We start from the raw sequence: 24,473 nt of genomic DNA on the forward strand, positions 1-24,473 counted from the left end.
GAGTGATAAAAATAATGAAAAAAATATGGATGCTCAGTTGGGTATACAACCGTTTTTTCAATGATAAAGTTCAGGCTATAAGAACAAAACAATAAATAGAATTTATCATTACATTTTATAACCCTTATTTTCTAAAAATAGAGATTTAATGAGAAATATTAAGGAAGCTTAGCCACCAAACCTTCCGGAAGAATTTTCAAAATCAGATAAATCATCTTCCACTTAAAATTCGGAACGATAGTAAACGAATTTCCAGCATTGACAATATGTTTTGCCACATAATCAGGTTCCATAATCAAGGATTCGTTGAGCTGCAGGCCTTCATTGATCTTTGTTCTGATATAACCGATCACCAAAGCATTGACTTTTATTTTTCTTGATGCCAATTCCTGCCTTAAGCCTGCTAAATATTGCGTAAACGCTGCTTTGGTACTTCCATACACAAAATTACTTTTCCTTCCTCTCACTCCGGACAGTGAAGATAAACCGATGATTCTTTCCAGATGTATGTTCTTCTCATCCATGGCAATGATGTTCAGGATGGAAACGGCTCCCATATAATTGACCTGCATCATTTGTTGAGTACCTTTAAATTCAATCAATGCTTTTTCATTGTCAACCAGAAAACCCGCTGCGTACACTGCAATATGTGGTTTTACCGGAAGAGCATCATAAAATTTCTGATGAGAATCAAAATCTACAGCGTCAAAATAGAGAATGGTCACCTTTGAAGCATCCAGTCTGTTGTCTGCGACAAATTTTTCAAGTGAGGAAGTATCCCTTGAAGCTGCAATAACAGAAAATCCTTTCTGAATGTACTGTATGATACATTGTTTGGCCACGTCTGAATTGGCGCCCAGAATGAGAACTGTTTTGTCTGTCTTTTGATTCATGGTGCAAAGATATTTTATTTGATTTTAATTTTTAAACACAAATTTCACGAATAGGTTCACGGATAACACTAATTATTAAAAGTTATGAGTTTTAAATGATGAGTGATGAGTTATTTGAGGTGGGTTTCTGAGCTGGAGTGTTTCATCATTCACTGGCGAAGCAAAATTCACCATTGACATTTCCCAATCTCAATCTTAGCCTTAACCTAAAAAAGTCTTCCATCTGAAATCTTGACTCTTGATTCTTTAGCTATAAAAAACTCGGCGCGGTGAACTTCGTTCACCGCGCCGAGCGATATTTTCAAACTGAAAAATTATTTCTTTTCAGTATCAATTTCTTTTTTCTCAGCTGTTTTTTCAGCAGCTGCTTTTGCTTTTTCTCCAAAACGCGCTTCAGTAAATTCTCTTGAAACGGCTGCTTTTTCGAATTTCAGTTTTCCAGATAAGGTTTCAATAACGAATCCGTCATCCTGAACCTGAGCAATTCTACCGTGAAGACCTGAAGTAAGGACTACTCTGGTTCCTACTTTTAAAGTTTCCTGGAAGGTTTTCTCTTGCTTCTGTTTTCTCATCTGTGGTCTTATCATCAGAAAATAAAACCCCACAAACATTACCCCCATCATGATCAGCATCATAGATGAAGACCCCTGCTGTGCCTGTAAAAAGATTGTCAACATATAGTTATATTATGGTTGGATGTTCGCTGTGAACGTTAATTTGATAGGAGCCTTATCTACGTTAGCAAATACATCTGCATACTTCTGAACGTTTCCGTCGAAGCTTGAAGAGTCAAAATGCAAAGTGATTTTTCCTTTTTTACCAGGAAGAATTGGTTCTTTTGTAAAATCAGGAGCAGTACATCCGCATCCGGGCTTTACTTCAGAAATTACCAAAGGATTTTTCCCTGTATTTGTAATCTCGTAAATGTGCTGTACTTTATCTCCTTTTTTGATTTTTCCAAAATCGAAGTTGTTTTCAGATAGAGCAACAGATGTCAATGGCTGATTAGAAACCGGAGCTGTAGTAGCACCTTCAGCCGAAACCGGAGCAGCGGCAGTAGGAGCTAAATTAGTAGCACCCGCTGTAGAATCTGTAATATTAGCAACTTCTGCACCTGTAGCAGCTTGTTGATTTTCTTTTTTACAAGAAACCAAACCAAGGCCTATGATAGACAAAGCGACAATTGATAACGTCTTTTTCATGTTAAATTCTATTTTGATCTTTACAATATTTATCCAAAATTCCGTTAATGAAGATATTGGAACGGTCCGTTGCATATACTTTTGCAATTTCAATATATTCATTGATAATAACTCTTGAAGGCGTAAAAGGAAAATTATCCAGCTCAGAAAGTGCTGTTGACAAAATGACTTTATCCATTAAAGAAACTCTTTCCAGATCCCAGTTTTCCAACCTTTCACTCAGCTTTTTCTCATTAGCTTCCCAGTTGTTCAGGGTATCTCTCAGAAGTTTTCCTGCGAAATCTTTATCCTCTTCATCCTTAATCATTTTGATTAATGTTCTGCTTTCTTCATCCTCCTTAAGGAAACCGATTGTTTTCTGTACCATAGAGTTGGCGATGTGGATATCATCGTACCATGAAAGTTCTTTATCACTAAGATATTCCTGAAAATCATCATTCTCAGCGATGTATCTTAAAAACAGTTTCCCGATAAACTTCTGATCTTCTTCAAAAGAATATCCGTCTTCCTTCATGAAATCCTGGTAACGCTTTCCTGCAGTAATTCTCTGGAAAGTTTTCACCAATATATCATCATGCATATCCCACTTCACCTGCTTGTGCTGGCCTGTGAAAAACAATCTCTCAGGATTTTCTTCCAGCTTGATCAGTACCTGGTTATTGATGAATTTTTGGTTAGGATTTATTTCAGCATCGGTTTTAAGATATTTATTCTTCCCAATTTCGATCTGAGTCTCTGCCAATTCTTTCAGAGCTACCAAAAAATTAAGCTGATAGATATAGAGATTATAGATTTTCTCTATCCCAGAGAACATATTTTTCTCTAAAATATCAAACTTTACAGGATTCTGATAGTAAGAATACACTGTTTGTACTACTTTTTCACGGATTTGTCGTCTTCCTAACATTCAAAGAGCTTTTTATGGGTGCAAAGATACAAAAATTAAAATTGATGAAATTCGTAGTCTGCCTACATTTTTGTAAATTTGTAAAACTTTATGAAAGCGCTAAAAACCTTAAACCCTTACTTTTGGAAGCACAAAATATTATTGTTTTGGGGGTTGTTATTTATCATTGCCAGTAATTTCTTCAATATATATAAAGTTCAGTTTGTAGGAAAATCTGTGGACGAACTTACCAAAAGCGGCAATCTGGGCTTCAACAATCAGGTTTTGGTGTATGTCGCCATTATTGTAGGCTGTTCACTTCTGACCGGATTTTTCACTTTTATGATGCGCCAGACGATCATCGTTGCATCCAGAAGAATTGAATATGAACTGAAAAACAAGATCTACAGACATTATCAGGAACTTTCGCTTACAGACTACAAACAGACTACGATTGGTGACCTTATGAACAGGTTAAGTGAAGACGTGGTGGCGGTAAGAATGTATTTGGGACCTGGTGTAATGTATGTGGTGAACCTGGTGATTCTCCTTGTGATCACCAGCATTTATATGTTGAAAACAGATACGTCTATGACGGTATGGACGTTGTTGCCACTTCCTATTCTATCCTATATTATATTTAAGGTGAGTTCGATCATCAATCAGAAGTCGAAGATCATGCAGAAAAGTCAGTCTGCGATTTCTACTTTTGTACAGGACAGTTTCTCGGGCATCAGAGTGGTGAAGTTTTTTGCTAAAGAAAATTACATCAAGAAGAATTACGGTATCAAAGTTACTGATTATCAAAACAAAGCTTTGGATTTAGCGAAAACAGAAGCGTATTTCTTTACCATTATTTTATTTGTAATCGGATTACTGAACGTGGCTGTTATTCTTGTAGGCGGACAGAAATATATTGCCGGAGAACTTAGCGTGGGTAAAATTGCCGATTTCTTCATGTATATCAATATCCTCATCTGGCCATTCTCCATGGTAGGTTGGGTAACTTCTGTAAACCAGAGAGCGGAGGCTTCAATGCAGAGGATCAATGAATTTCTTGATAAAAAATCAGAAGTTATTAACACCAACTTTGAAAACTATCCTATTAAAGGAGATATTGAATTCAGAAATGTTTCCTACGTTTATCCAAACACAGGCATCAAAGCATTAGATAATTTAAGCTTTACAATCAAAGCCGGTGAATCTTTAGCGATCATGGGTAAAACAGGAAGCGGAAAATCAACGATTGCCCTTCTGCTGTGCAGACTTATTGATCCTACGGAGGGTGAAATCCTGATTGACGGGAAGAATCTGAAAGATCATAACCTGACCAATTACAGAAATTTCATTGGATATATTCCTCAGGAAAGCTATTTATTCTCGGATTCTATTGAAAATAATATCGGTTTTGCCATTGATCATCCTTCCCACGAAAAAGTGGTGGAATATGCCAAAATTGCGGATGTAGATAAAAATATTGTTGAATTTAAAGAGCAGTATAAAACACTTGTTGGTGAACGCGGGGTAATGCTTTCGGGAGGCCAGAAGCAAAGGATTTGTATCGCAAGAGCTTTAATAAAGGATCCGAATATCATCATTTTTGATGATTCTTTGTCTGCCCTGGACACGGAAACGGAACAGAATATCCTTGAAAATATCGACCGGAAAATCAACAATGCCACGTCCATAATTATCACACACAGAGAGTCTAGCGCTCAAAAAGCCGATAAAATCATCAACCTTACCGAAATTGCTAATTCTGTAACTGCTTAGCCGTTTCATTCTCAATTGTTAAATAAATCATAAAAAAAATTTTGTGATTAAAAGAATTCTTTTATATTTGTTCTTAACAAGATTAAAAAATATCTAACAATGAGTGAATACAAGGAACGCCATGAAAATGAAATTTTCACTAAGGTGTTAAAAGCAGGGAGAAGAACTTATTTCTTTGATGTGCGCGAGACGAAAGCAGGAGATTATTATCTTACGATTACCGAAAGTAAAAAGAACTTCGGGGAGAATGGGGAAGCTACATTCGAGAAGCACAAAATTTATCTTTACAAAGAAGATTTTAAAAGTTTTCAGGAGATGTTTAATGAATCCACAGATTTCATCATTAACGAGAAGGGTGAGGATGTAATATCAGAAAAACACGACAAAGACTTCAAAAGCAAATCATTCACTATTGATTCTGACGACGAAGTTTAACAAAAGAATATCTAAAAACACAAGCATCTGAAAAAGGTGCTTTTTTTGTGCCTAAAATAGGCTTATTGCAAATTAAAAAAAAGAGGCACATCTTTAAAAAATGCACCTCTTTGATTTTATACAAATTCTCTTTTGATCTGTGTAAGAATCGTTGGATCCTGGATTTCATCGTCTTTGGCTAACAGTAATACTTTAGACATCACTTCTGCAGATTTCGGATCGTCATCTGCAAAAGGCAGGAACAGTCTTCCTCTATGTTGCGAGTGAACAGGAAGGATAGACAGGTATTTGCCCGGAACCTGATGTACAACCGCACTGCCTAAATGCACACTATAGTCTCCCATTTTCCCTTTCACCAATACATGAGAGCCTTCAATACTTACGTTATCCAGTTTAAATAAGCGGGCCGTTTCTTTCATAAGTACTGCACGCATTTCAATGGAAGAATGACTTGCTTCCGGATCTACTCCCCCTACGTGAGCTACCGATACCACCAGATCTATATCGCGCATCACCTCTGAAAACAGTCGTGGATTGATATCTTCAAAAGGAATATTTTTATAATCTTTTAATGAATGGAATTCTATGGTTTCCAAAGTCGGACTTTCCACTTCGGCTGGTGAAAACCAATTGGCAGCGGCATACATTTTCACCTGGAAGCCTTCCTTATGATACACTTTCTGAAGACCTTCTTCGTAATCTACTTTCCAGCCTCGTGTTTTAAGCAGTGCCAATGCCTGTTTCGGCTGAACCTGATGTCCGGCATAACGGCGTGACACAGATTTTTCCTTCAGCTCATCCTGTGTAGGCACATACAGTTCCCTGAATATCTGCTTGAACGGCTGGATCAGTTTTTCCGTAAAACAATAGTGCTGATAATCGCTCCAGACCCCGTGCTGATGAAGATCGACGCAATGGACAATCCGCAGCGTATTGGTTTCATTTAATTCCTGAATTTCTCCATGAGCATTCACCAGATTTCCATCATGATAGAATCCTATTTTATCATCATTGGAAATGAATACGAGCTTTTCCAGATGTTTTACAATAACCGGATGTTCAAAAAGGTTTTTAATTTCTGCAAAAAAGAACTCGTCACCTCTTATCATGGCTTCTTCCAGCCCTTTTCGGGAACGGGTCCATTGTTCACGCATGATTTTACGGTAATTTCCTAATTCTATGATCGCTTTATCTTTTTTGATTTTCGGCGGAATGGATTTAAGCTGTTTATCATCCCTGAATACGACCATTTCGGCTTTTCCATCGTCTTCTATAATCAAACCTACTGTCACTCCATCAATCGTCACCTGCGTTTCTTTTGATAAAATGGTTTGAATCTGTTTGGTTTCCATCGCCCAGGTCAATCGGATCGGATCCGGATAGCCTGCATTTCGGGCTAAGTTTTCCAATGCCACACGAATCGCCAGTGCTTCACTCGCCTGTTTCATGGAACCAAATTCCTTACTTTCCTTTTTAAACTGCTGAATGTATTCATAGCGGCTCAGGACATCTTTTTCCGAATTAGCTTTGCTCAATGGCACAAGTCCATACACCCGGAGATAATCCTGATCACGCTTATCTTTCACTTTAGCTGTTACTTCTTTGATTTTTAAATCGCCGGTAAGCGTATCGGAATACAGTCGTGCCCGGCGGTGTCCGTTTCCATCGGAAATATATTTAGCAGATTCATACAGCATTTCCCAACGGGCTTTTCCTAATTCTTTGTAAGCTTGTGTAAACCAGTCTTTGTCCACTGCCCCATCCTGAAACTCCTGAACATCTACGGATGAATATTTGGCCACTTCACTTTCCAGTTCTGAATTCTGAGCCTGATAGGTGCTGGTTTTGGTATGAGCATGCATCCACCAGATCGCAGAATCTAAACCTTTCCAGCCTAAATAAGTACTGATGAGTTTCTGCCACTGCGGCGCATAAACAGCTGCCTGGATCAAACGCAGTTCCGAGATCTTCTCTTTCTTCATCATTTCATTGAATGATTCCTGAGTATCACTTTCCAAAGGATAAGAATTTTTGATGAGATAAGAGAACAGTTTCTGCTTGGTCATACTTTCATTGCCATAACTATAAATGTAGTTGGCATACAATGTTGATTTCCCAAGCCCTTTTAAAAGCTGCACAAGACGGTTGGTTCCGTAGATGGTCTGAAATTCCTGTACAAATTGAGAAACGGCAGTATTCGCATCACCGCGAATAAGTTCTACATCCAGGAACTTATTCTGAATGTCTTCGATAATCGGTTTCAGGAAAGGAAATGTATCTGTATATTTTTCCTGATGATGGTAAATCGTATGGGTTTTAGCTCTGGTAAGATCCCTTATAACGGAGTCTGCCGTGAAAATCCCTTCATAAAGTTCATCTTTTGTAATGACGTTTAACTCATACATTTTGCAGAATAATTGGAAATTCGGAACTGAATGTTTTTTATTTTCTTCCAAACCATTATACTGCATCCATCGGTAAAGATTCCACTGTTTGATATACTGTTCATCGGTAAGGTCTTTAAAAGGTACTGCCTGTAAAAACACATTGAAAAAGCCCAGCTGCTGCCAGCCGGCTCCTCCACCATAATAATAGGTATTTTCTTTTGCTTTGTAGTTAATGACCTCCTCCGGTAAATGAGCAAACAGAGTACTGCATGCATCGATCAGGAAATCTGTTTTCTCTTCAAATACAAATTTATACTGTAAAACTTCCAGAATTCTTTTAACAGGATTATCCCAGTAGTAGTCGCTTTTCAAAGGATTAGGAATAATATCCTTGTGATAAAACATATAGTTTTCCAGGAAATCTCTGAACTTTTTACGGTCGCAGTTTTCAGCGAAAGTCAGCAGGAATAAATCCCGCGGCTGAAGTCCTGAATCTTTATACCACTGTGCCCATACTTCGTGCAGAGGATAGTTTTCAGCAATCTGTTCAGAGGTAAAACCTTCCGTATTGTTTCTGATGTGTCGGAGGGTATTGCCCATCAATACAGTTATTTTTGAGCCATTCCAGTCGTCTACTTCGTATTCATAATCTTTATTTTTAAGGAATAGAGCATTGAGTTTTTCTAATTCCCCTTTGATATGGTTCATGGATTGTGTAAAACCATACTTATCTTTTTTCGTAGCCTGTGCGTATACAGAATTGGCTTCCACTACGGGCAGTTCAAATTTTGAGATCACGGAAGGATCATAGAACCCGAATCCGTTGTCTGCGGAAAGTACTTTTTGATCATCAGAAGGATTAAGCTGATCCAAAAGGCTCTGTTCCCTTTCTGATACTTTCGCCTTTTCTGAAAACTGTTGGGTCCAGCTTCCGATCTGAGCAGAGACTCTTTTATCTTTATGAAGCTGAAGCATAATATCCAGGGAAGCCGTTCGCTGTTCTATATCTCCTTTTACCATTAATTCTTCAACCAATGGACTCACTACTCCATCTTCCTGCTGTACGACCAATTCTATCAGTTTCTTCCGAAGTGTGCCGCCTTTTCTTTTGAACATATCAAAGAAAATCATCAGTTCCTCTTTGCTCAAAGGGTTTTGCTGAAGCACATTGATCCCTGAAGCCACTAAAGATTCTCCTCTGTCTTTTATGATTTTAAAGGCAAATTCTTTCTGGAACGGCGTTACTGCCTGCTTTTTCTTTCCGAAATTATAAGAGTAGGAATAGCAGTAGAAATCTCCTAAAATACCTCTTGACAACTGTTCACGCAATGAAAGGTCAAACTGATCAAAATAAGAAAGAACCAGATCCCGCTTTTCTTGATCCTCGCCCACCAAATAAAACATCGACGCGTATAAATTACTTTTGCTGAACGTTGCATTGAGCCAGGAGAATATCTTCCCTTCAAATTTCTTTTCCTTTACATCAATCTTTTGGGTAAGCTCGTGAAGTTTTTCAAAGAAATCAGGATAATCGGTATTGTTGATATAGAATTTTGAAGCTGCATTGGCATTTAATAACGTTGATAAAGATTCACCCGCAAAAGCCAAAACCTGCAGATCACCTTCCAGTACCGCTTTGTAATATAACGGCATTTGGATATACGGATCATGGGTTTCTCCCGCGAATTTTATGGCCAGACATTTCTTTTCCACACTGTCATGGTCATACAACTGATGCAGATATGGAACTGCTTTTTCCACATCCCATACAGACTGTACCCAAAGCGCCATATAGACTTCGTTATTATTTTTGCTTTTTATAGCATCCGGAATCAGTTCGGGATTGTTGAAGTAGGTATGAGCGAGTGAAACAATATTCTTCACCACCGATTCTTTTTCGGCATCCCAACCCAGGCCTGTCCAAGTATCTATGGAACGCACAACGGATGAAAAACGGGTGAGTTTATGTTCTACAATCACATTGGTCATATATTCCAACGCACCGATGCTTGTTTCATCCAGAGCTTCCAGAACAGTTTGTCTTAAACCTTCCTGTCGCTGTGCCGCCAAAAGGAGTTTTTCCACGAGTTCCCAACAATGTTTCTGCTCGCTATTGAGTAATGCTTTGATGATATTCCGGGATACTTTTCCTTCAGGATGTTTATTGAAAATAATGTCTTCTATCAATTGATAGATAGCTGTATTTCCTGTATCAATCGCTGCGGACCAGATATAGAATTGGTTTAAACTGTTTGATATGGCGCTGTCATAGATGATCTGCTCTTCCAGCGTCAGGTCATAAAACTGTTCTCCTCCATTGATGTAAGAATAGCTACTTGGCAGCTGCAACAAGCCTCCAATTAAATTAATCTGGTTGAGAAGGATATAATTTTCATTGTGGGGAGCACGGAAAGAACGTCTGTAGTATCCTGTCTGATACATTTTCTGGGGCATTCTAGTCAAGGCGTGCTTTACCAGATCTGCATGATGTCCAAAGAAATAAACCAAAAGTTGATCATAGTCATTATCATCCCACATATTGGGTTTGATATATTTTTTGATTTTTTCCATACGTTCGGAGCCCAGGCTTAAATCTTCAAAATAGTTGGTTTTACCCACTATTAATAATCCCAGTTCCGCTACCTCTTTCTTAAGTTGAGGTTTTGAAAAAACTTGGGATAATAAACCTTTTTCTGTTTGCTCTTTTAAATCTTTCCTTAAATTCCGATAATGGTTGACGGTCTTTTTCGATTCTAATTTTTCTATAATTTCCATGTATTTTGAGATTCAGTGTTTTTAATTACCAGTAACTTCCTGCTAGAAAGGTAAGCCGGATAAAAGTGAATGTGTGTTCTAGCCCTAGGTCTATTGTTTCGGAAAGGTGTTCCAGCTGCCCGTCATTATAAAATACGGCAAACATTCCGTCTTCGAAAGCCTGCGTCGCATTTTCCTGTGCCTTCTGAAGATTAGCTTTCTTCTCATTATAAATACTTCCGAAGCCTGCCTTACCGGTGTCTGTAAGAATATTCAGATAATTTTCCGAAGGTATTTTCGTGTAATCTGTATCTTCCAATTCAAATGATTGAGCATTGAATGCTTCCACCTGCTGCTGAACAATTAGTTTTAATAAATCCTCCAAAGATATTCTGGAATCATCATATCTGATTTCAAGCTTCTGCTCCGAAAGAACAGGATGTTTCCTGCCTAATTGCTTTACCGTTACCTTTATTTCCATATGTGAAGTTGATATCAATAAATATAGGGAAATTTTTAACGGAGACTGTTTTAAGACCTTGAAGAAAGGGTATGAATTAAATCATCAATCCGAAAAAATTACATTTTTTTGACTTAAATGTAGATGTTTTTAGAAGATAAGATGATTGAAAATGAAATTTCAGGAATGGCATAAAATAAAAAAGCACACCTTTTAAAGTGTACTTTTTTATGAATCATAGTCAAAAACCAGATCGTATGAATAAGCAGTTCATTGATCTAATTTTTGATATCTTTTATTTTTTAATGACTTTCAATGTCTTAGTCTCATCATTTGAATTGACCTTAACCAAATAAACTCCTGATGCTAAGCCGGAAAAGTCTAATGTGCCTTCATTAGCATTTATTGTTTTGCTCAACACCTCCTGACCTAATAGATTATAAACCGATACCAAAGATATCTTCTGATCAAACGAAATAATAAGCTTGTCATTCACCGGGTTCGGATATGTCTTTAGAGAATTCTTTGATACTGTAAAGTCATCTACCCCTAAAGTTGGACAGGCAATAGCTGTCGGAACATTTTTATCAATAGTAGAACCATCACCTAATTGACCATAAAGGTTTAACCCCCATGTGCTGACCGTTCCATCACTCTTTAAGGCAAAAGTATGTGATATTCCAGCAGCAATAGCTTTCCAGGTCGTAAGACTGCCCAATTGTGCAGGAACGCTGGTGTTCGTCGTCGATCCGTTTCCTAACTGACCATATTGATTTCTTCCCCATGTCCACAGTGTTCCGTTTGATTTTATAGCAAGAGTATGATTTCCTCCCGAAGCAACGGTCTGCCAGTTAGTGGCAGTTCCGATTTGTGTTGGAATATTTTTATTTGCCGTTGTTCCATCTCCCAATTGTCCATTGGCATTATACCCCCACGTCCAAAGGGTTCCGTCTGTTTTCAGTGCAGCGACATGAAGCGTTCCAACACCAAGACTTTGCCAGTTGCTGGCAGTTCCAACCTGAGTAGGGATCAACCTGTTGGTATTAGTAGCATCTCCGATTGTTCCATAAGTATTGCTACCCCAGGCCCAAAGGGTTCCGTCTGTTTTTAATGCAATAGTAAAATCCTGTCCACATTGAACAGCCAACCAATTGGTAGCAGTTCCTATCTGAACCGGCACTAAACTGGTAGTCGTGTTACCAGTACCTAACTGGCCATAAGGATTGAGTCCCCAGGCCCATAGTGTTCCGTTATTTTTTATTGCTACCGTATGATACATTCCGGTATCAAAAGTTTTCCAGTCTGTAGCAGTTCCTACTTGTACCGGGGTATGTTGCTCTGTATTTGTCCCATTACCCAATTGACCAGAATTAGCTCCCCAGGCCCAAAGCGTTCCATCTGTTTTCTGAGCAATGGTATGGTTGCTTCCACCAGCAATTTCTTTCCAGTTATTAGCCGTTCCTACTTGTTTTGGGGTTGACCTGTTAGTGGTTGTCCCATTTCCTAACTGTCCTGAAGTATTAATTCCCCAAGCCCATAATGTTCCGTCTGTTTTTATAGCTACACTATGCAGGCTCCCTGCATTCACTTTTTGAAAACAACCTGGCAGACCGGCACTTGGAGACATTTTCACTAAACCAAGCTGTAATGTTCCCAGCCAGATAGTCCCTGAAGATTGTGTACGGACGGCACTGAAATAGTCATCAGGCAGACCAAGATTTGTATTATTTCTCGTGTAAGTGGTGCAATCCGTAAAGTTTTGCAACCCTGATCCGTTAAATCCAATCCACACTTTGCTGTTACTGTCAACATCCACGGCGTTAGGATTGTATCCTGCAAGACAAGAAGTGCTTTGATAGATAAACGCAAGGTTAGTTCCGCTCGTTGTTATCGTAACTAAACTGTCAGAACCTTGCAAATAGATCGTATTGTTGGCAATTCTCAATATTTTTTGAGTTCCTTGCGCTATAAAATTAAAATCAGTTCCATTAAATTTATACAATACACCGCCATTGGTAACCCAAACTCCGTTATTAGTGTCTGTTGCTACAGAATTCAGACTTGTCACAGAGGTATAATTAGACCATGTTGTACCATTGAATTTTGTAAGACCTGAGTCTGTTGCAATCCAAAGGTTATTTTGTCCGTCAACAGCTATATCATTAATTTCATTAGTGGGCAAACCTGAATTGGAGGTTGTATAATTAGTCCAAGTCGTTCCGTTATACATAATAATCCCATTAAGTTGAGAGGCAATCCATTTTCTGCCCAGGCCATCAATTTGAATTTTTATAATTGAATTGGATGCAATACCGGAATTGGTCGTATTATAATTGGTAAAAGTTGTTCCGTTAAAAGTTGAAACGCCGTTATAAGTGGCAAGCCATAACAATCCATTGGCATCAGCTTTAATATCAGCAATATAATTGCTCCCTATTTCTGAATTCGAAGTATTGTATGTTGTGTAACTATACGTTTGTGCGAATGCAGAAATTGAACTGAGGATTAAGAATAAAAAGTAGAGTTTTTTCATGGTTTTTAATAAAATAATTCTCTTCATGTTTAGTTTCATAATGTTTCCCTACTCGTTTAGCTTTTCGGTTCCGCTTCGTTTAAATGGTTTCTGAACTCCATATGAAATGAAAACTTTTCTAAATCACACTCGTTGATGAAAAAGGCTGGTTTTGATTTTAAAAAGTACTTGGCCTGTTAAATAATACTGCATTGTTACCAGTAAAAGATTTGAAGTTTATCCAATATGATTAGATTATATCCCGTTACGAGAAATAATCTAATTAAGTGTGTTGATTCCACAACCTGCACTTGTAAAGAAGTTTTGAGGATTTACTTTCGTTCCAGGTTTCCGGAAACAATCAGTATCGATGAATTAACAGAATAAATTCAGGATAATTTTTCTCATTCTCATGGTTTAATGTTTTTAAGTTAAGGTTATAGTTTTTGCTCTAAACATGTATCGTCATGATGACTTTTTATGTTTTGAACTGCAAAAATATACTTTTCTTACGGAGTATCAAACAGTCAATTGAGAATTTACACACCAAATGGTGTTTATTAATTTAGCATTGAAAATGTATAGAAATAAAAAAAGTACACTGTAATAGTGTACTTTTCTTGGGTGAATGAGGGGTCTCGAACCCCCGACCTTCGGAACCACAATCCGACGCTCTAACCAACTGAGCTACAATCACCGTTTTGTGAGTGCAAATATAGGGAAGATTTTTTAATTACCAAACAATTCCGTCAAAATTTTTCATCGCAATGAGCTTCTCAGACGTAAATCCCTCAGCATAAGTCACTCCCGACAAACGTCCCAAATCCTGAGCACGGTAGGTCAGGCTTTCAAAGAAGTCTTTTGTGGCAATCGGAGTAACCGGTTCACTGGATGTTGGATCATAAAACTGCGTTTTGAAGGCCATGCATGCTTCAATCTTCTTATCAAGATGCTGAGATATATCGATTACAAACTCAGGTTTAATATCTTTCCACTGAATGTAATGAAAAATATGCTTCGGTCTCCATACGTCCTGGTTTTCGCCATCCAAATGGGTCTCGATTTTTCTCAGTCCGGCAAGGAAGCACGCATCTGACACTAATTTCGCACCTTTTGCATGATCCGGATGTCTGTCATCAATTGCATTGGCCAAGACGATTTCCGGGCGGTATTTACGGATCATTTTTACGATCTCCATCTGATATTCTTCAGAATTGACTAAAAAGCCATCTTTCATGCCTAAGTTTTCTCTTGCAGACACGCCAAGAATCTTTGCGGATTCAGCGGCCTCCATTCTTCTGGTTTCATCGGTTCCTCTGGTTCCGAGTTCTCCCCTGGTAAGATCTACAATGGCACATATTTTTCCTTCCGAAATCATTTTGGCTATTGTTCCGCCGCAACCCAGTTCTACATCATCAGGATGAGCTCCAAAAGCAAGTATGTCTGTTTTCATAGGTTCAAATATAAGGCTTAAAATAAAAACTTCCCAAACATTGAGAATGGGAAGTTTTAATATCTATAATTTAAAATTTAAATTACTTATTGATTTCTGCGTTCAATTTTACAGCATCCTGGTAAGTAGGATCAAGCTGTAAAGATTTAGCTACATAATCTTTAGCTTTTGCAGCATCAGAATCTTTATTCATATACGCTACCGCGAAGTAAGCATATGCTAAAGTTTGTTTGTTAGCTTCCGCATCTGCAGGCTTCACCGTACTGATGAATTTTTCGTATGCTAATTTTGCAGCATCATTGTTTCCTGCCTGTTGGTAAGAATACCCCTGGCTGTAATAAGCTGGTGCCCAATCCGGAAGAAGTGCACTCATTTTCTGCCATGTAAGAATAGCTCCGTTCCAGTTTTTCACATCCTGGTAAGCTGTTGCTAATTTAAACAGAGAGTCAGAATCTTCTTTATTAGCCGCTACTTTTTTCTTCAATGCTTCAATCTCAGGAGTTGTAGGTCCTTTTTCCGCTTCAGCCTGAGAAGCTCCACCACCCGCAATATTGGCAAGTTCAATATCCCACTTCATGGTTTCATCTTTAGCCGCTTTAGCAATAGCAATTTTCTGCTGAGCTTCTGTAGTTAAAGCTGTTTTTTTAGCTGCATCCGTTTCAGTTTTAGCTAAACCTGCTGCGATAAGTCCCTGAAGTCCTTGGTCAGCCGGCTGTATTCTTGTTTTCTCAGCCTGAGATACAAAAGTATCCATGTTCTGCTTTGCGTCTGCGTAGTTTCCATCAGCATAAGACTGGTAAGCTCTTAATTTAAACTTGATAGGATCATCAATTTTATCAAAGATCTTGTCCAGTACAGTTTTAGAGTTTGCATAATCTTCATTGGTGAAATATAATTTAGCAATTTCTAACTGAGTATATGGATCCTCATCAGCATATTTTGTATAGTTGATAAGGTCTTGTGTTGCCTTTGCATTCTGCTGGTATCTGATATCATAAGAAGCCAGAGCTTTGTATGCCGGTGCATAAGTTGCGTCTACCCCAATAGCTTTGTCAATACTTTGTTTAGCTTGCTGCCATTGTTGTGCAGCCATCCATAAAGTAGCCATTCTTGTATAAACAGATGCTTTATTTTTAGCTAAAGGTAACGCTTTGTCATAAGCAGACATCGCTTCACCCGGAGCTCTTTTGATTCTGTAAGCATCCCCAAGTGTATAATAGTAATGAGCAGGAACTCCTTTTTTCTCAGCTTTTTCAACAGCTTTTGTCAGGAATTGGATCGCTGCATCAGGAGCGTTATTTTTTTCGAATAAAGTTAAAGCTTCAGCAGCTCTGAATAATACTTCTGCATCTTTTTCTCTGGAATCTGCCACAATCTTCTGAATTTCAGCAATTGCGCTTTTATCCCCTTTCCCTAACTTTACGGTAGCCAAACCGATTTTGTTCAGGTAGCTTTTGCTATCAGCAGCTAAACCTTTGTTAAAGCTTTCAACAGCTTTAGCATAATCAGGTTCACCCTGCTTAAGGTAAGTATTCCCTAAATAGAAGTAATTTTCTGCTGTAGGTGCTTTGGCAACCATTTCAGTAAAATTGGTTTTAGCCTGTGCGTATTTATCACTGTCTATACTGTTAATACCATCCTGCAACGTCTGTGCAGAGGCTAAACCGGCAAAAAATACCACGGCTGCTCCAAAAGCAATTTTCTTTACATTCATAATCATTATATCTTTCATTTTATATTTTCTATATTTTGAGTTATAAGCTCCACAATTTTCAGACCAAAACAAAGTTTTTGCAAAAGTTAAAATGCTATTTTAATATTTTTTAACGCATCTGAACCTCTCTTTTGTATATATTATAGGGCTGCAGACCTTCTTTTTCTACAATCATCTGCCCCAATTGTGTACATGAATATCTGATAAATCCATTAGCGATATTAAAGTTTCCTTCATTGGTTAAGAAATAAAGAACTCTGGTAAACGGATAGGTCATCTGACGTAGACTTTCATTATCCACGCTGTACAATTTTCCTTTATCTTCTACAGGCAGAACTTTCACTATTTCTCTGAGTTTTTCTGAAGTCTTATCGTAAGGTCGGCTGAACGTATTCAGGCCGATAACTCCGATTTTATCAGTATGTTTACCCAATTCTTCAATGATATTCTGGCTTCCCGGAATAATGGAGAATTTAAGGTCTTTCGGTTGTTTCTTCAGTTTTTGGGCGACAAAGTTCAGGTTACTCGAGTTAGTTCCGTCGAAAATAAAATTCTTGGCATCAGATTCAAGCCCGCTTTTAATTTCATCCATGGAAATACTCTGTTTCGGAGAATCTTTTGGAACAACAAAAACGACTGCATCTGCAGCGAATTTAGCAGGAAGAAACTTCAAATCCACCTGTTCTTCATATGCTTTTTTCTCTTCAGGGGTAAGATCTCTCGACATAACCGTTATTCTTGCCTTATCATGAAGCAAATCAAGAAAACCTAAATCTTCTTTTTTGGTTTCTATTTTGATATGAGTTTCGGGATAATTGATCATATATCCGTCTGCCAAAGCCTCGGTAACGCTTTTAAAAGACTCGTCGGTAAGGATAGTAAGGTCTCCTTTATGATAGGATGGAGATTTATCTTCTTTTTTGCAGCTTACAGCAGCGATGCTTATCACAGAAAGCAAAGCAATTTTCAAACTATTTCTCATTTCCTGAATCTTTAATTCTTGAAACTGCTCTATAGATTCTAAATATTCCATAAAGAATAAGCACTGCACCCATCGCATAAGCAATAGCAGGCTCTAAAATCGTGAAGAAAAACTTGTAGATAATAACTACAATTCCCAAGACGATATAAAATAATCCGGTAACTAAGGATAACCAATTGAACATCATGTAACAAAAATACCAAAAAAAATAAAAAAGAGAAGCATATGCTTCTCTTTTTATTTATAATTCGAATAAATAAGTCTTATTCAAAGTTCATAGTAAACGGTACGCTATAGTAAGATCTAACGCTCTCCCCGTTTCTTTTCGCAGGAGTCCATTTTTTAAGTTTCTTAACTACACGAACAGCTTCACTGTTGAAGTCGCCATTTGGAGATTTCTCTTCAATAGTAACTGCAGAAACAGTTCCGTCTCTTTCTACAACGAACTTAAGTTTCGCCTTAAGGGTACCTTCACCTCCTTCCATTAGAGAAGTATCAAAATTTTCCCCAAGATACTTTCTTAATGCGGCCATACCTCCAGGATATTCTGCAGACTGGTCTACATCTTTGTAGATCTCGTTAGGGTTATTTGTTTTTACTTCCGCTGTACTGGCTTTGTTACCTGTAGATGGCGGTGGTGGCGGTGGTGTATAAGCCGGAGCTTTTACCCCTTCCTGATTATTCAAACCAGTCGTCGTTTCTAACTGCTTAGAAATTGGCGGCGGTGGCGTTTCAATCTTTGGAGCTTTTACTGGCTCCGGAACTACGTTCTGAATCACCTCGATTTTTTCTTCTTCCTTTGGAGGAGGTGGTGGAGGTGGTTCTTCTTCTTTTGGTTGGTCAATGATCGGATCTTCTTCAATGATGTTTACCAAATCTGCCTTCACTTCTTGCTTAGGCGGTTCGGTAAGTCTCTTGATGGTAAGATAAATAAAAGGAGACAAAGCCGCAACCAGGAATAATGCCGTTCCAACAATAAAAGATTTTGTCAGAAGTCTTGGATACTGATGTCTAAGATCATAGGCACCATATTCCTTATTTCTATTTTCAAATACAATCTCATCTAAAGTAAGATTCTGATTGTATACATTTTCATCTGCCATAGATTTACAGTTTTATGGTTAAATTACTTTGTAGCTGGTGCAGCCGAAGCTCCATTATTCCCAACTTTCTTATCATAAATAGCTTTTTCCCAAGGCTTCACATCGGTTACCCCGTACTGCTCACTTTTGGTAATGGCCATTTCGTCAAGAATATCTACAAAGTTCTTATATACAGCATCGTCAGTAGGCTTAATAATAACAGTAAATTTTGTTTTATCTGCTGCCCCTGCTTTTGCTTTCTCAATTATTTTTCTAATCCCTTCTCTATCATAAGTAGTTTCGTTAAGAGTCTGATCATTTAAAGATGAATTATCCTGCTGATGCCAGAAAATCTTATTGTCTTTCCCTAGTAATAAAGAAATTGAGTTAGAAAGTTTAATTTCTGTTGGAGGTGGTTTCGGCTGATCCTCTTTTGGTTTTGCCGGAAGCCCTAAATCCATTACATTCGGTTTGCTAAATGTGGTTGTGAACATAAAGAAGGTAATCAATAGAAAACCCAAGTCCACCATTGGAGTCATATCTACTCTGGTATTCTGCTTCTTGGAACGTACCTTGCCGCCTTTGCCGCCTTTTTCCTGTACTTGTACTTCTGCCATTTCTAAATGATATTATTATGGTTTACCTTCTTGTGATGTAATCAACCAGAATTTAAGAAAATCAATATCTCTTAAACCTTCAAATAGGCTTTTAACTTTAGGATACTCAGTAGTAACGTCACCCTTGATTGCTAATTTGTAATCAGGATTTACGCTTAAACTCTGTTTTACCCATTCTACTAACTGCTTATTTGTACTATCCATAGGAATCCCAGTAGGACTCTTAAAGCTTTTCTGCTCCTCATCTGACAAATCAAGATAGCCTTTCAATTGGTTCATAGGAACCCCAATTGCTTGTACTTTTTGAAAGGCAGCTTTTTCCTGGTTGGTAAAAGTCATATTATACTTTTGACCCATTTTTTCTAAAAGCTGTAATCTCTCTGATGCATTTTCTACCGGCTGGAAATAGAATTTTCCGTCCGGAGTCGCGTTGATGGTCATCAAACTTGCATCAGGAAGTAACTTCTCTGATATTGAAGATGGCGGTTTAATCTGCTCCACGTCAGGTTTTTTAAACTGAGTGGTCAATATAAAGAACGTAAGTAGTAGGAAGGCAACGTCACACATTGCCGTCATATCCGTCACTACTCCATGTCTTTTTGGTTTGACTCTCGCCATTGTTTTGAATTATTTTAAATTAAACTTCTTTTAATTGGAATGCAAATTCCTTGCTACAAATTCAATTCTTAGTTGAATTCAGCAAAAGACTGCTGGATGCTCATAGCGATCTCGTCGATCTTATAAGTTAATCCGTCAATTTTAGATGTAAAGAAGTTATAAAGGATAATCGCGATAGCTGAAGTACCAATACCTAATGCCGTGTTGATCAAGGCCTCAGAGATACCTGTAGAAAGTGCAGCAGCATCTGGAGTACCACCACCTGAACCTAATGCGAAGAATGCTTTGATCATCCCGATTACAGTTCCTAAAAGTGCGATCAATGTAGCTACAGTACCTAATGTAGAAAGAATCATCATGTTCTTTTCAAGCATTGGCATTTCAAGAGTCGTAGCCTCTTCGATAGCTTTGTTAAGAGCTACCATTTTTTGCTCTTTATTTAAAGTAGTATCGTGAGAAAGTGCTTTGTAAGTAGTAAGACCTTCTTTTACTACGTTACCTACAGATCCTTGTTGTCTGTCACACTCTTCTAAAGCTTCATCAATTTTGTTTTGATTCAATAAGCTTCTTACTTGTACTACGAAGTTGTCTAAGTTACCTTTTCCAGCAGCCTTACCTAGTACGAAATATCTTTCAAAAGAGAAAACGATTACAGTAATCATGAAAGTAATCAAGATTGGTACGATAACCCCTCCTTTGTAGATAATACCTAAAAACGATTCTGGGTGAATGTCTTTTCCTTCAACACTAGAGAAAGCTACAGATCCACCACCTAGTTTTTCTGCGTCTTTAAAGTTTCCTGGGTTCCCAAGAACAAATAAATAAATACAAACTCCTATAACGAATAAAATAGGAATAATAACAGCCGGGTTTAAACCTCCTGCTTTTCTAGCAACTACTTGCTCATCATTTTTTGAAACATTCATTTCCATATTTAACTAAATTATATTGTTTTAAAATTTTACAAGGTGTAAATTAAAGGCAAAATTAATTAAAATGCAAGAGTCTTAAATAAACATTTTGCATTTTTCTGATAAAGAAATTTTAATACGATTTCGATATAATAATTATTTTTAATTATTTTATTTATTTTCCTCAATTTTAACATTTGAGTTAGAAATTTAAAAAAATAAGACCCTCATTTTTTTTAATTTGCCAATGTTAACTTTTTTTTAAATTACGATATTCACAATACGGTGATGCACTACGATGATTTTTTTAGGAGTTTTACCTTCCAAAATAGGCTGCATTTTTTCATCAGAAATCACCAAATCTTCTACCTCCTTCGCAGATAACTGAGCTGAAAGAGAAATTTTGAACTTCATTTTACCGTTTACGCTTACCGGATACTCGATTTCGTCTTCTACCAGATAATCTTCGTTCAACACCGGGAATTTCTCAAATTCCACAGATTCCTTATTCCCCAACAGACTCCAAAGCTCTTCACAGATGTGCGGTGCATACGGAGAGATGATAACGGCTAAGGGTTCCAAAATATTGCGTTTGTTGCATTTTATTTTTTGAAGCTCATTAACAGCGATCATAAATGATGATACAGATGTATTGAATGAAAAGTTCTCAATGTCGTATACCACCTTCTTTATTAAGGTATGCAAAACTTTGTATTCTGCTTTTGTAGGCTCTTCATCAGAAACCTCAAAAGTATCTCCGTTGAAATACAGGTTCCAGAATTTCTTAAGGAAACCGTAAACTCCGCTTAATCCCTGTGTGTTCCAAGGCTTGGACTGCTCCAATGGACCTAAGAACATTTCATATAATCTTAATCCGTCTGCTCCGTATTCCTCACAGATATCGTCAGGATTAACCACATTATATTTAGACTTGGACATTTTTTCTACCTCACGGTCTGTGATGTATTTTCCGTCCTCTAAAATAAATTCAGCATCAGCATAGTCAGGTCTCCATGCTTTGAAAGCTTCCGTATCTAATTCATCTGAGGTTCCTTTTAATAAGGATACGTCAACGTGAATCTTCTGCGTCTTATAATTTTCAGAAAGATTTTTTGAAACATATTGGTTCGTTCCGTCAATTCTGTATACAAATGCACTCATCCCCAAAATCATCCCCTGGTTGATCAATTTTTGGAAAGGTTCATCATGAGTAATATAACCTCTGTCCTTTAAGAACATATTCCAGAAACGGGAATACAATAAGTGACCGGTTGCGTGCTCGCTTCCTCCGATGTATAAATCTACCTGTCCCCAATAATCTGACAATTCTTTATTAGCAAAAACCTCATCATTGGAAGGATCCATATATCTAAGGAAATACCATGAGCTTCCTGCCCAACCCGGCATGGTAGATAATTCTAACGGGAATACCGTGTTATCATCAATCAGATCTACGGAAACCACTTTTTGATTGGCTTCATCCCACGCAAATACTTTCGCGTTTCCTAATGGCGGATCACCATCTTCAGTCGGTAAATATTTTTCAACTTCTGGAAGTTCCAACGGCAACGCAGAAACCGGAAGTGTGTAAGGCATTCCTTCCTTATAATATATAGGAACAGGTTCTCCCCAGTAACGCTGTCTTGAGAAAATGGCATCACGCTGTCTGTAGTTCGTAGTTCCGTGGCCAATTCCTTTATTTTCGATTTCAGAAATGATTTTGGATTTGGCATCATTATAATTCAATCCGTTTAAGAAATCAGAGTTTACACACACCGAATCTTTAGAGTCGAAAGATTTTTCCTGAACATCTTCATCGGTATCGACTACCTTTTTAATATCAAGGTTAAATTTCTTTGCAAATCTGTGATCACGTTCGTCATGTGCAGGAACGGCCATTACAGCACCTGTTCCATACCCCATCAATACATAATCTGAAATATAAATCGGCATTTTCTCGCCGCTGAAAGGATTAACAGCATAACTTCCCGTAAAAGCACCGCTCACGTTTTTCACGTCAGCCATTCTGTCTCTTTCCGTTTTCTTAGACGTTTCTTCAATATAAGAATCTACTTCTGCTTTCTGAGCTTCCGTAGTAATAGTATCTACTAGAGGATTTTCAGGAGCCAGCACCATAAATGTTGCCCCGAAAATAGTATCAGGTCTTGTTGTAAACACTTCAACGATTTCGTCATGACCTTCTACCTGGAACTGAACCTGTGCTCCCTGGGATTTTCCAATCCAGTATTCCTGCGCATCTTTAAGAGGCTGCGGCCAGTCCAGCGTATTTAATCCCTGTAATAATCTTTCAGAGTAGGCTGAGATTCTCATGCTCCACTGCATCATTTTCTTTTGGAATACAGGGAATCCTCCTCTTTCGGATTTTCCGTCCTTCACCTCATCATTCGCCAACACAGTCCCCAAAGCCGGACACCAGTTTACGGTAGTCTCTGCTCTGAACGCAAGACGGTAATTTAAAAGGATATCTTCTTTATCAAGGTCTGAAGAATCTTTCCATTCTTCTGCCGTGAAATTTAATTCGTCGTTTTGGTTGGCATTTAATCCTTCGGTTCCTTTTTCTTCAAAATGCTGAATCAAAGTCTGGATAGGTTCTGCCTTATCGGTACTTTTATTGTACCATGAATGATACAGCTCGATAAAGATCCACTGCGTCCATTTATAATAAGATGCATCTGAAGTTCTCACTTCTCTGCTCCAGTCGAATGAAAAGCCGATCTTTTTCAGCTGCTCTTCATATCTGTTGATATTTTCCTCAGTGGTGATCGCCGGATGCTGCCCAGTCTGGATCGCATACTGCTCAGCAGGAAGTCCGAAGCTGTCATAACCTACCGGGTGGAGGACATTGAAACCCTGGTGTCTTTTATATCTCGCGTAAATATCTGACGCAATATATCCAAGCGGGTGCCCCACGTGAAGCCCTGCTCCGGATGGATACGGAAACATATCGAGAACATAAAATTTAGGTTTGTCCGTGTTATTGGAGGTTTTGTAGGTCTGGTTTTCTTCCCAGTACTTCTGCCACTTTTTTTCTATCTGCTGATGATCGTAAAACACTTTATTATAAATATTAGATGTTAGATATTAGATGTTACATTTTTCAACTCCCATTCTAATTTTCACAAAAATAATGATTTTAAAAGAAATAGGAATTTTAATTTTAATTAATTCGGAAATGCCCTTCAACAAAAAAATCTCATCCGGAGATGAGATCTGTATTTGGTATGGAATGTATATTATTGAGGAATTCTCTTGAACGTATAGGTTCTTGTTTTATATACAGTCGGATCCTGAGTCTCTTCTCTTACCGAAAGGTTTAGGGTCACGTCATTGAGGGTAACCACTTTGGCATTGGAAGGTTCTACTGTCCCCTGATATTTGATCACTACTGTTTTTGAGCTTTTATCATATGTGTAAGTGAAATTTCTGTCTGCCTGAATAGCACACTGCGGCGTGGTACCAATAAAATCCCAGTCCGTTCTTTTTCCGGATGCTTCAGTATTGAACCTCCATCTTGATTCTTTCTGACAGTCGGTATAGGTAATAAGATCTGAAACCGGATCTTCTCCTGTTTCAACGGTGGTCACCACTTCTTTAAGCGGCTGCCAAACGCCTACAAGAGGATATTCCATCGTGGTGTCGCCATCATCATTACATCCCGTAGCTAAAAATAATGATAAACCTGCAAATAGTAATGCTAATTTCTTCATATATAAAATTTTCAAGGGCTAAAATTATAATTTTTTTGATTTATAACACTATTTTTTGTGAAAAAT

The 24,473-nt window shown here is 37.9% G+C and carries 19 protein-coding genes and 1 tRNA gene; 2 read left to right on the top strand and 18 right to left on the bottom strand.

Annotation, left to right across the window (positions count from 1 at the left end; genetic code table 11):
• Positions 1-158: 158 nt before the first annotated feature.
• The 4 genes from BM143_RS16635 to BM143_RS16650 all read right to left on the bottom strand — a co-directional run bounded on the left by BM143_RS16635 (position 159) and on the right by BM143_RS16650 (position 3,002).
• Positions 159-893 (bottom strand): SDR family NAD(P)-dependent oxidoreductase, encoded by a 735-nt coding sequence (locus tag BM143_RS16635; protein ID WP_090025653.1) that lies wholly within the window; start codon positions 891-893, stop codon positions 159-161.
• Positions 894-1,207: 314 nt separating this feature from the next.
• Positions 1,208-1,570: a preprotein translocase subunit YajC gene (gene yajC, locus BM143_RS16640; RefSeq protein WP_090025655.1), complete on the bottom strand. Its 363-nt coding sequence runs from the start codon at positions 1,568-1,570 to the stop codon at positions 1,208-1,210.
• Positions 1,571-1,579: 9 nt separating this feature from the next.
• Positions 1,580-2,095, bottom strand: coding sequence for a DUF1573 domain-containing protein (locus BM143_RS16645; RefSeq protein ID WP_090025657.1), 516 nt, complete (start codon positions 2,093-2,095; stop codon positions 1,580-1,582).
• A 1-nt stretch (position 2,096) separates the two neighbouring features.
• Positions 2,097-3,002 carry a transcription antitermination protein NusB gene (locus tag BM143_RS16650; protein ID WP_034723291.1) on the bottom strand — a complete coding sequence of 302 codons (906 nt, stop codon included), beginning with the start codon at positions 3,000-3,002 and terminating at the stop codon, positions 2,097-2,099.
• 90 nt (positions 3,003-3,092) lie between these two features.
• On the opposite strand from BM143_RS16650, the gene BM143_RS16655 reads away from it, so the two are divergent.
• Both BM143_RS16655 and BM143_RS16660 read left to right on the top strand, forming a co-directional pair.
• Entirely contained in the window at positions 3,093-4,754 is a 1,662-nt protein-coding gene (locus BM143_RS16655; RefSeq protein WP_090025659.1) for an ABC transporter ATP-binding protein, read from the top strand.
• A 99-nt stretch (positions 4,755-4,853) separates the two neighbouring features.
• Positions 4,854-5,189: a DUF3276 family protein gene (locus tag BM143_RS16660; protein ID WP_034701927.1), complete on the top strand. Its 336-nt coding sequence runs from the start codon at positions 4,854-4,856 to the stop codon at positions 5,187-5,189.
• Positions 5,190-5,305: 116 nt separating this feature from the next.
• Here BM143_RS16660 and BM143_RS16665 read toward each other — a convergent pair whose 3' ends face one another.
• The 14 genes from BM143_RS16665 to BM143_RS16730 all read right to left on the bottom strand — a co-directional run bounded on the left by BM143_RS16665 (position 5,306) and on the right by BM143_RS16730 (position 24,407).
• On the bottom strand, positions 5,306-10,351 hold the full coding sequence (locus BM143_RS16665) for a DUF4132 domain-containing protein (protein WP_090025661.1): 5,046 nt from the start codon (positions 10,349-10,351) through the stop codon (positions 5,306-5,308).
• A gap of 25 nt (positions 10,352-10,376) precedes the next feature.
• Complete coding sequence (locus BM143_RS16670) at positions 10,377-10,811, bottom strand: hypothetical protein (RefSeq protein WP_090025663.1); 435 nt, start codon at positions 10,809-10,811, stop codon at positions 10,377-10,379.
• Positions 10,812-11,085: 274 nt separating this feature from the next.
• On the bottom strand, positions 11,086-13,323 hold the full coding sequence (locus tag BM143_RS16675) for an RCC1 domain-containing protein (RefSeq protein ID WP_167375305.1): 2,238 nt from the start codon (positions 13,321-13,323) through the stop codon (positions 11,086-11,088).
• A gap of 601 nt (positions 13,324-13,924) precedes the next feature.
• A tRNA-His gene (locus BM143_RS16680) sits at positions 13,925-14,000 on the bottom strand.
• Between the two features lie 35 nt (positions 14,001-14,035).
• Entirely contained in the window at positions 14,036-14,755 is a 720-nt protein-coding gene (gene bshB1 / locus BM143_RS16685) for a bacillithiol biosynthesis deacetylase BshB1 (RefSeq protein WP_090025667.1), read from the bottom strand.
• 82 nt (positions 14,756-14,837) lie between these two features.
• The gene (locus BM143_RS16690; protein ID WP_090025669.1) at positions 14,838-16,487 is read right to left on the bottom strand and encodes a tetratricopeptide repeat protein; all 1,650 of its coding nucleotides are present in this window, start codon (positions 16,485-16,487) and stop codon (positions 14,838-14,840) included.
• 91 nt (positions 16,488-16,578) lie between these two features.
• Entirely contained in the window at positions 16,579-17,451 is an 873-nt protein-coding gene (locus BM143_RS16695) for a PstS family phosphate ABC transporter substrate-binding protein (protein ID WP_090025671.1), read from the bottom strand.
• Positions 17,441-17,638, bottom strand: coding sequence for a DUF308 domain-containing protein (locus BM143_RS16700; protein ID WP_081987447.1), 198 nt, complete (start codon positions 17,636-17,638; stop codon positions 17,441-17,443). Before BM143_RS16700 ends, BM143_RS16695 begins: the two co-directional genes overlap by 11 nt.
• A 76-nt stretch (positions 17,639-17,714) precedes the next feature.
• Positions 17,715-18,554, bottom strand: coding sequence for an energy transducer TonB (locus tag BM143_RS16705; RefSeq protein ID WP_034723281.1), 840 nt, complete (start codon positions 18,552-18,554; stop codon positions 17,715-17,717).
• A 23-nt stretch (positions 18,555-18,577) separates the two neighbouring features.
• Positions 18,578-19,150, bottom strand: coding sequence for an ExbD/TolR family protein (locus BM143_RS16710; protein WP_090025673.1), 573 nt, complete (start codon positions 19,148-19,150; stop codon positions 18,578-18,580).
• A gap of 15 nt (positions 19,151-19,165) precedes the next feature.
• Positions 19,166-19,768: an ExbD/TolR family protein gene (locus BM143_RS16715; RefSeq protein ID WP_034701908.1), complete on the bottom strand. Its 603-nt coding sequence runs from the start codon at positions 19,766-19,768 to the stop codon at positions 19,166-19,168.
• A 68-nt stretch (positions 19,769-19,836) separates the two neighbouring features.
• Entirely contained in the window at positions 19,837-20,700 is an 864-nt protein-coding gene (locus BM143_RS16720; protein WP_034723277.1) for a MotA/TolQ/ExbB proton channel family protein, read from the bottom strand.
• A 240-nt stretch (positions 20,701-20,940) separates the two neighbouring features.
• Positions 20,941-23,754: a leucine--tRNA ligase gene (gene leuS, locus BM143_RS16725; RefSeq protein WP_090025676.1), complete on the bottom strand. Its 2,814-nt coding sequence runs from the start codon at positions 23,752-23,754 to the stop codon at positions 20,941-20,943.
• Between the two features lie 179 nt (positions 23,755-23,933).
• The gene (locus BM143_RS16730; protein ID WP_090025678.1) at positions 23,934-24,407 is read right to left on the bottom strand and encodes a lipocalin-like domain-containing protein; all 474 of its coding nucleotides are present in this window, start codon (positions 24,405-24,407) and stop codon (positions 23,934-23,936) included.
• Positions 24,408-24,473 lie beyond the last annotated feature (66 nt).

The organism is Chryseobacterium oleae, from assembly GCF_900115055.1.
Taxonomy (GTDB): domain Bacteria; phylum Bacteroidota; class Bacteroidia; order Flavobacteriales; family Weeksellaceae; genus Chryseobacterium; species Chryseobacterium oleae.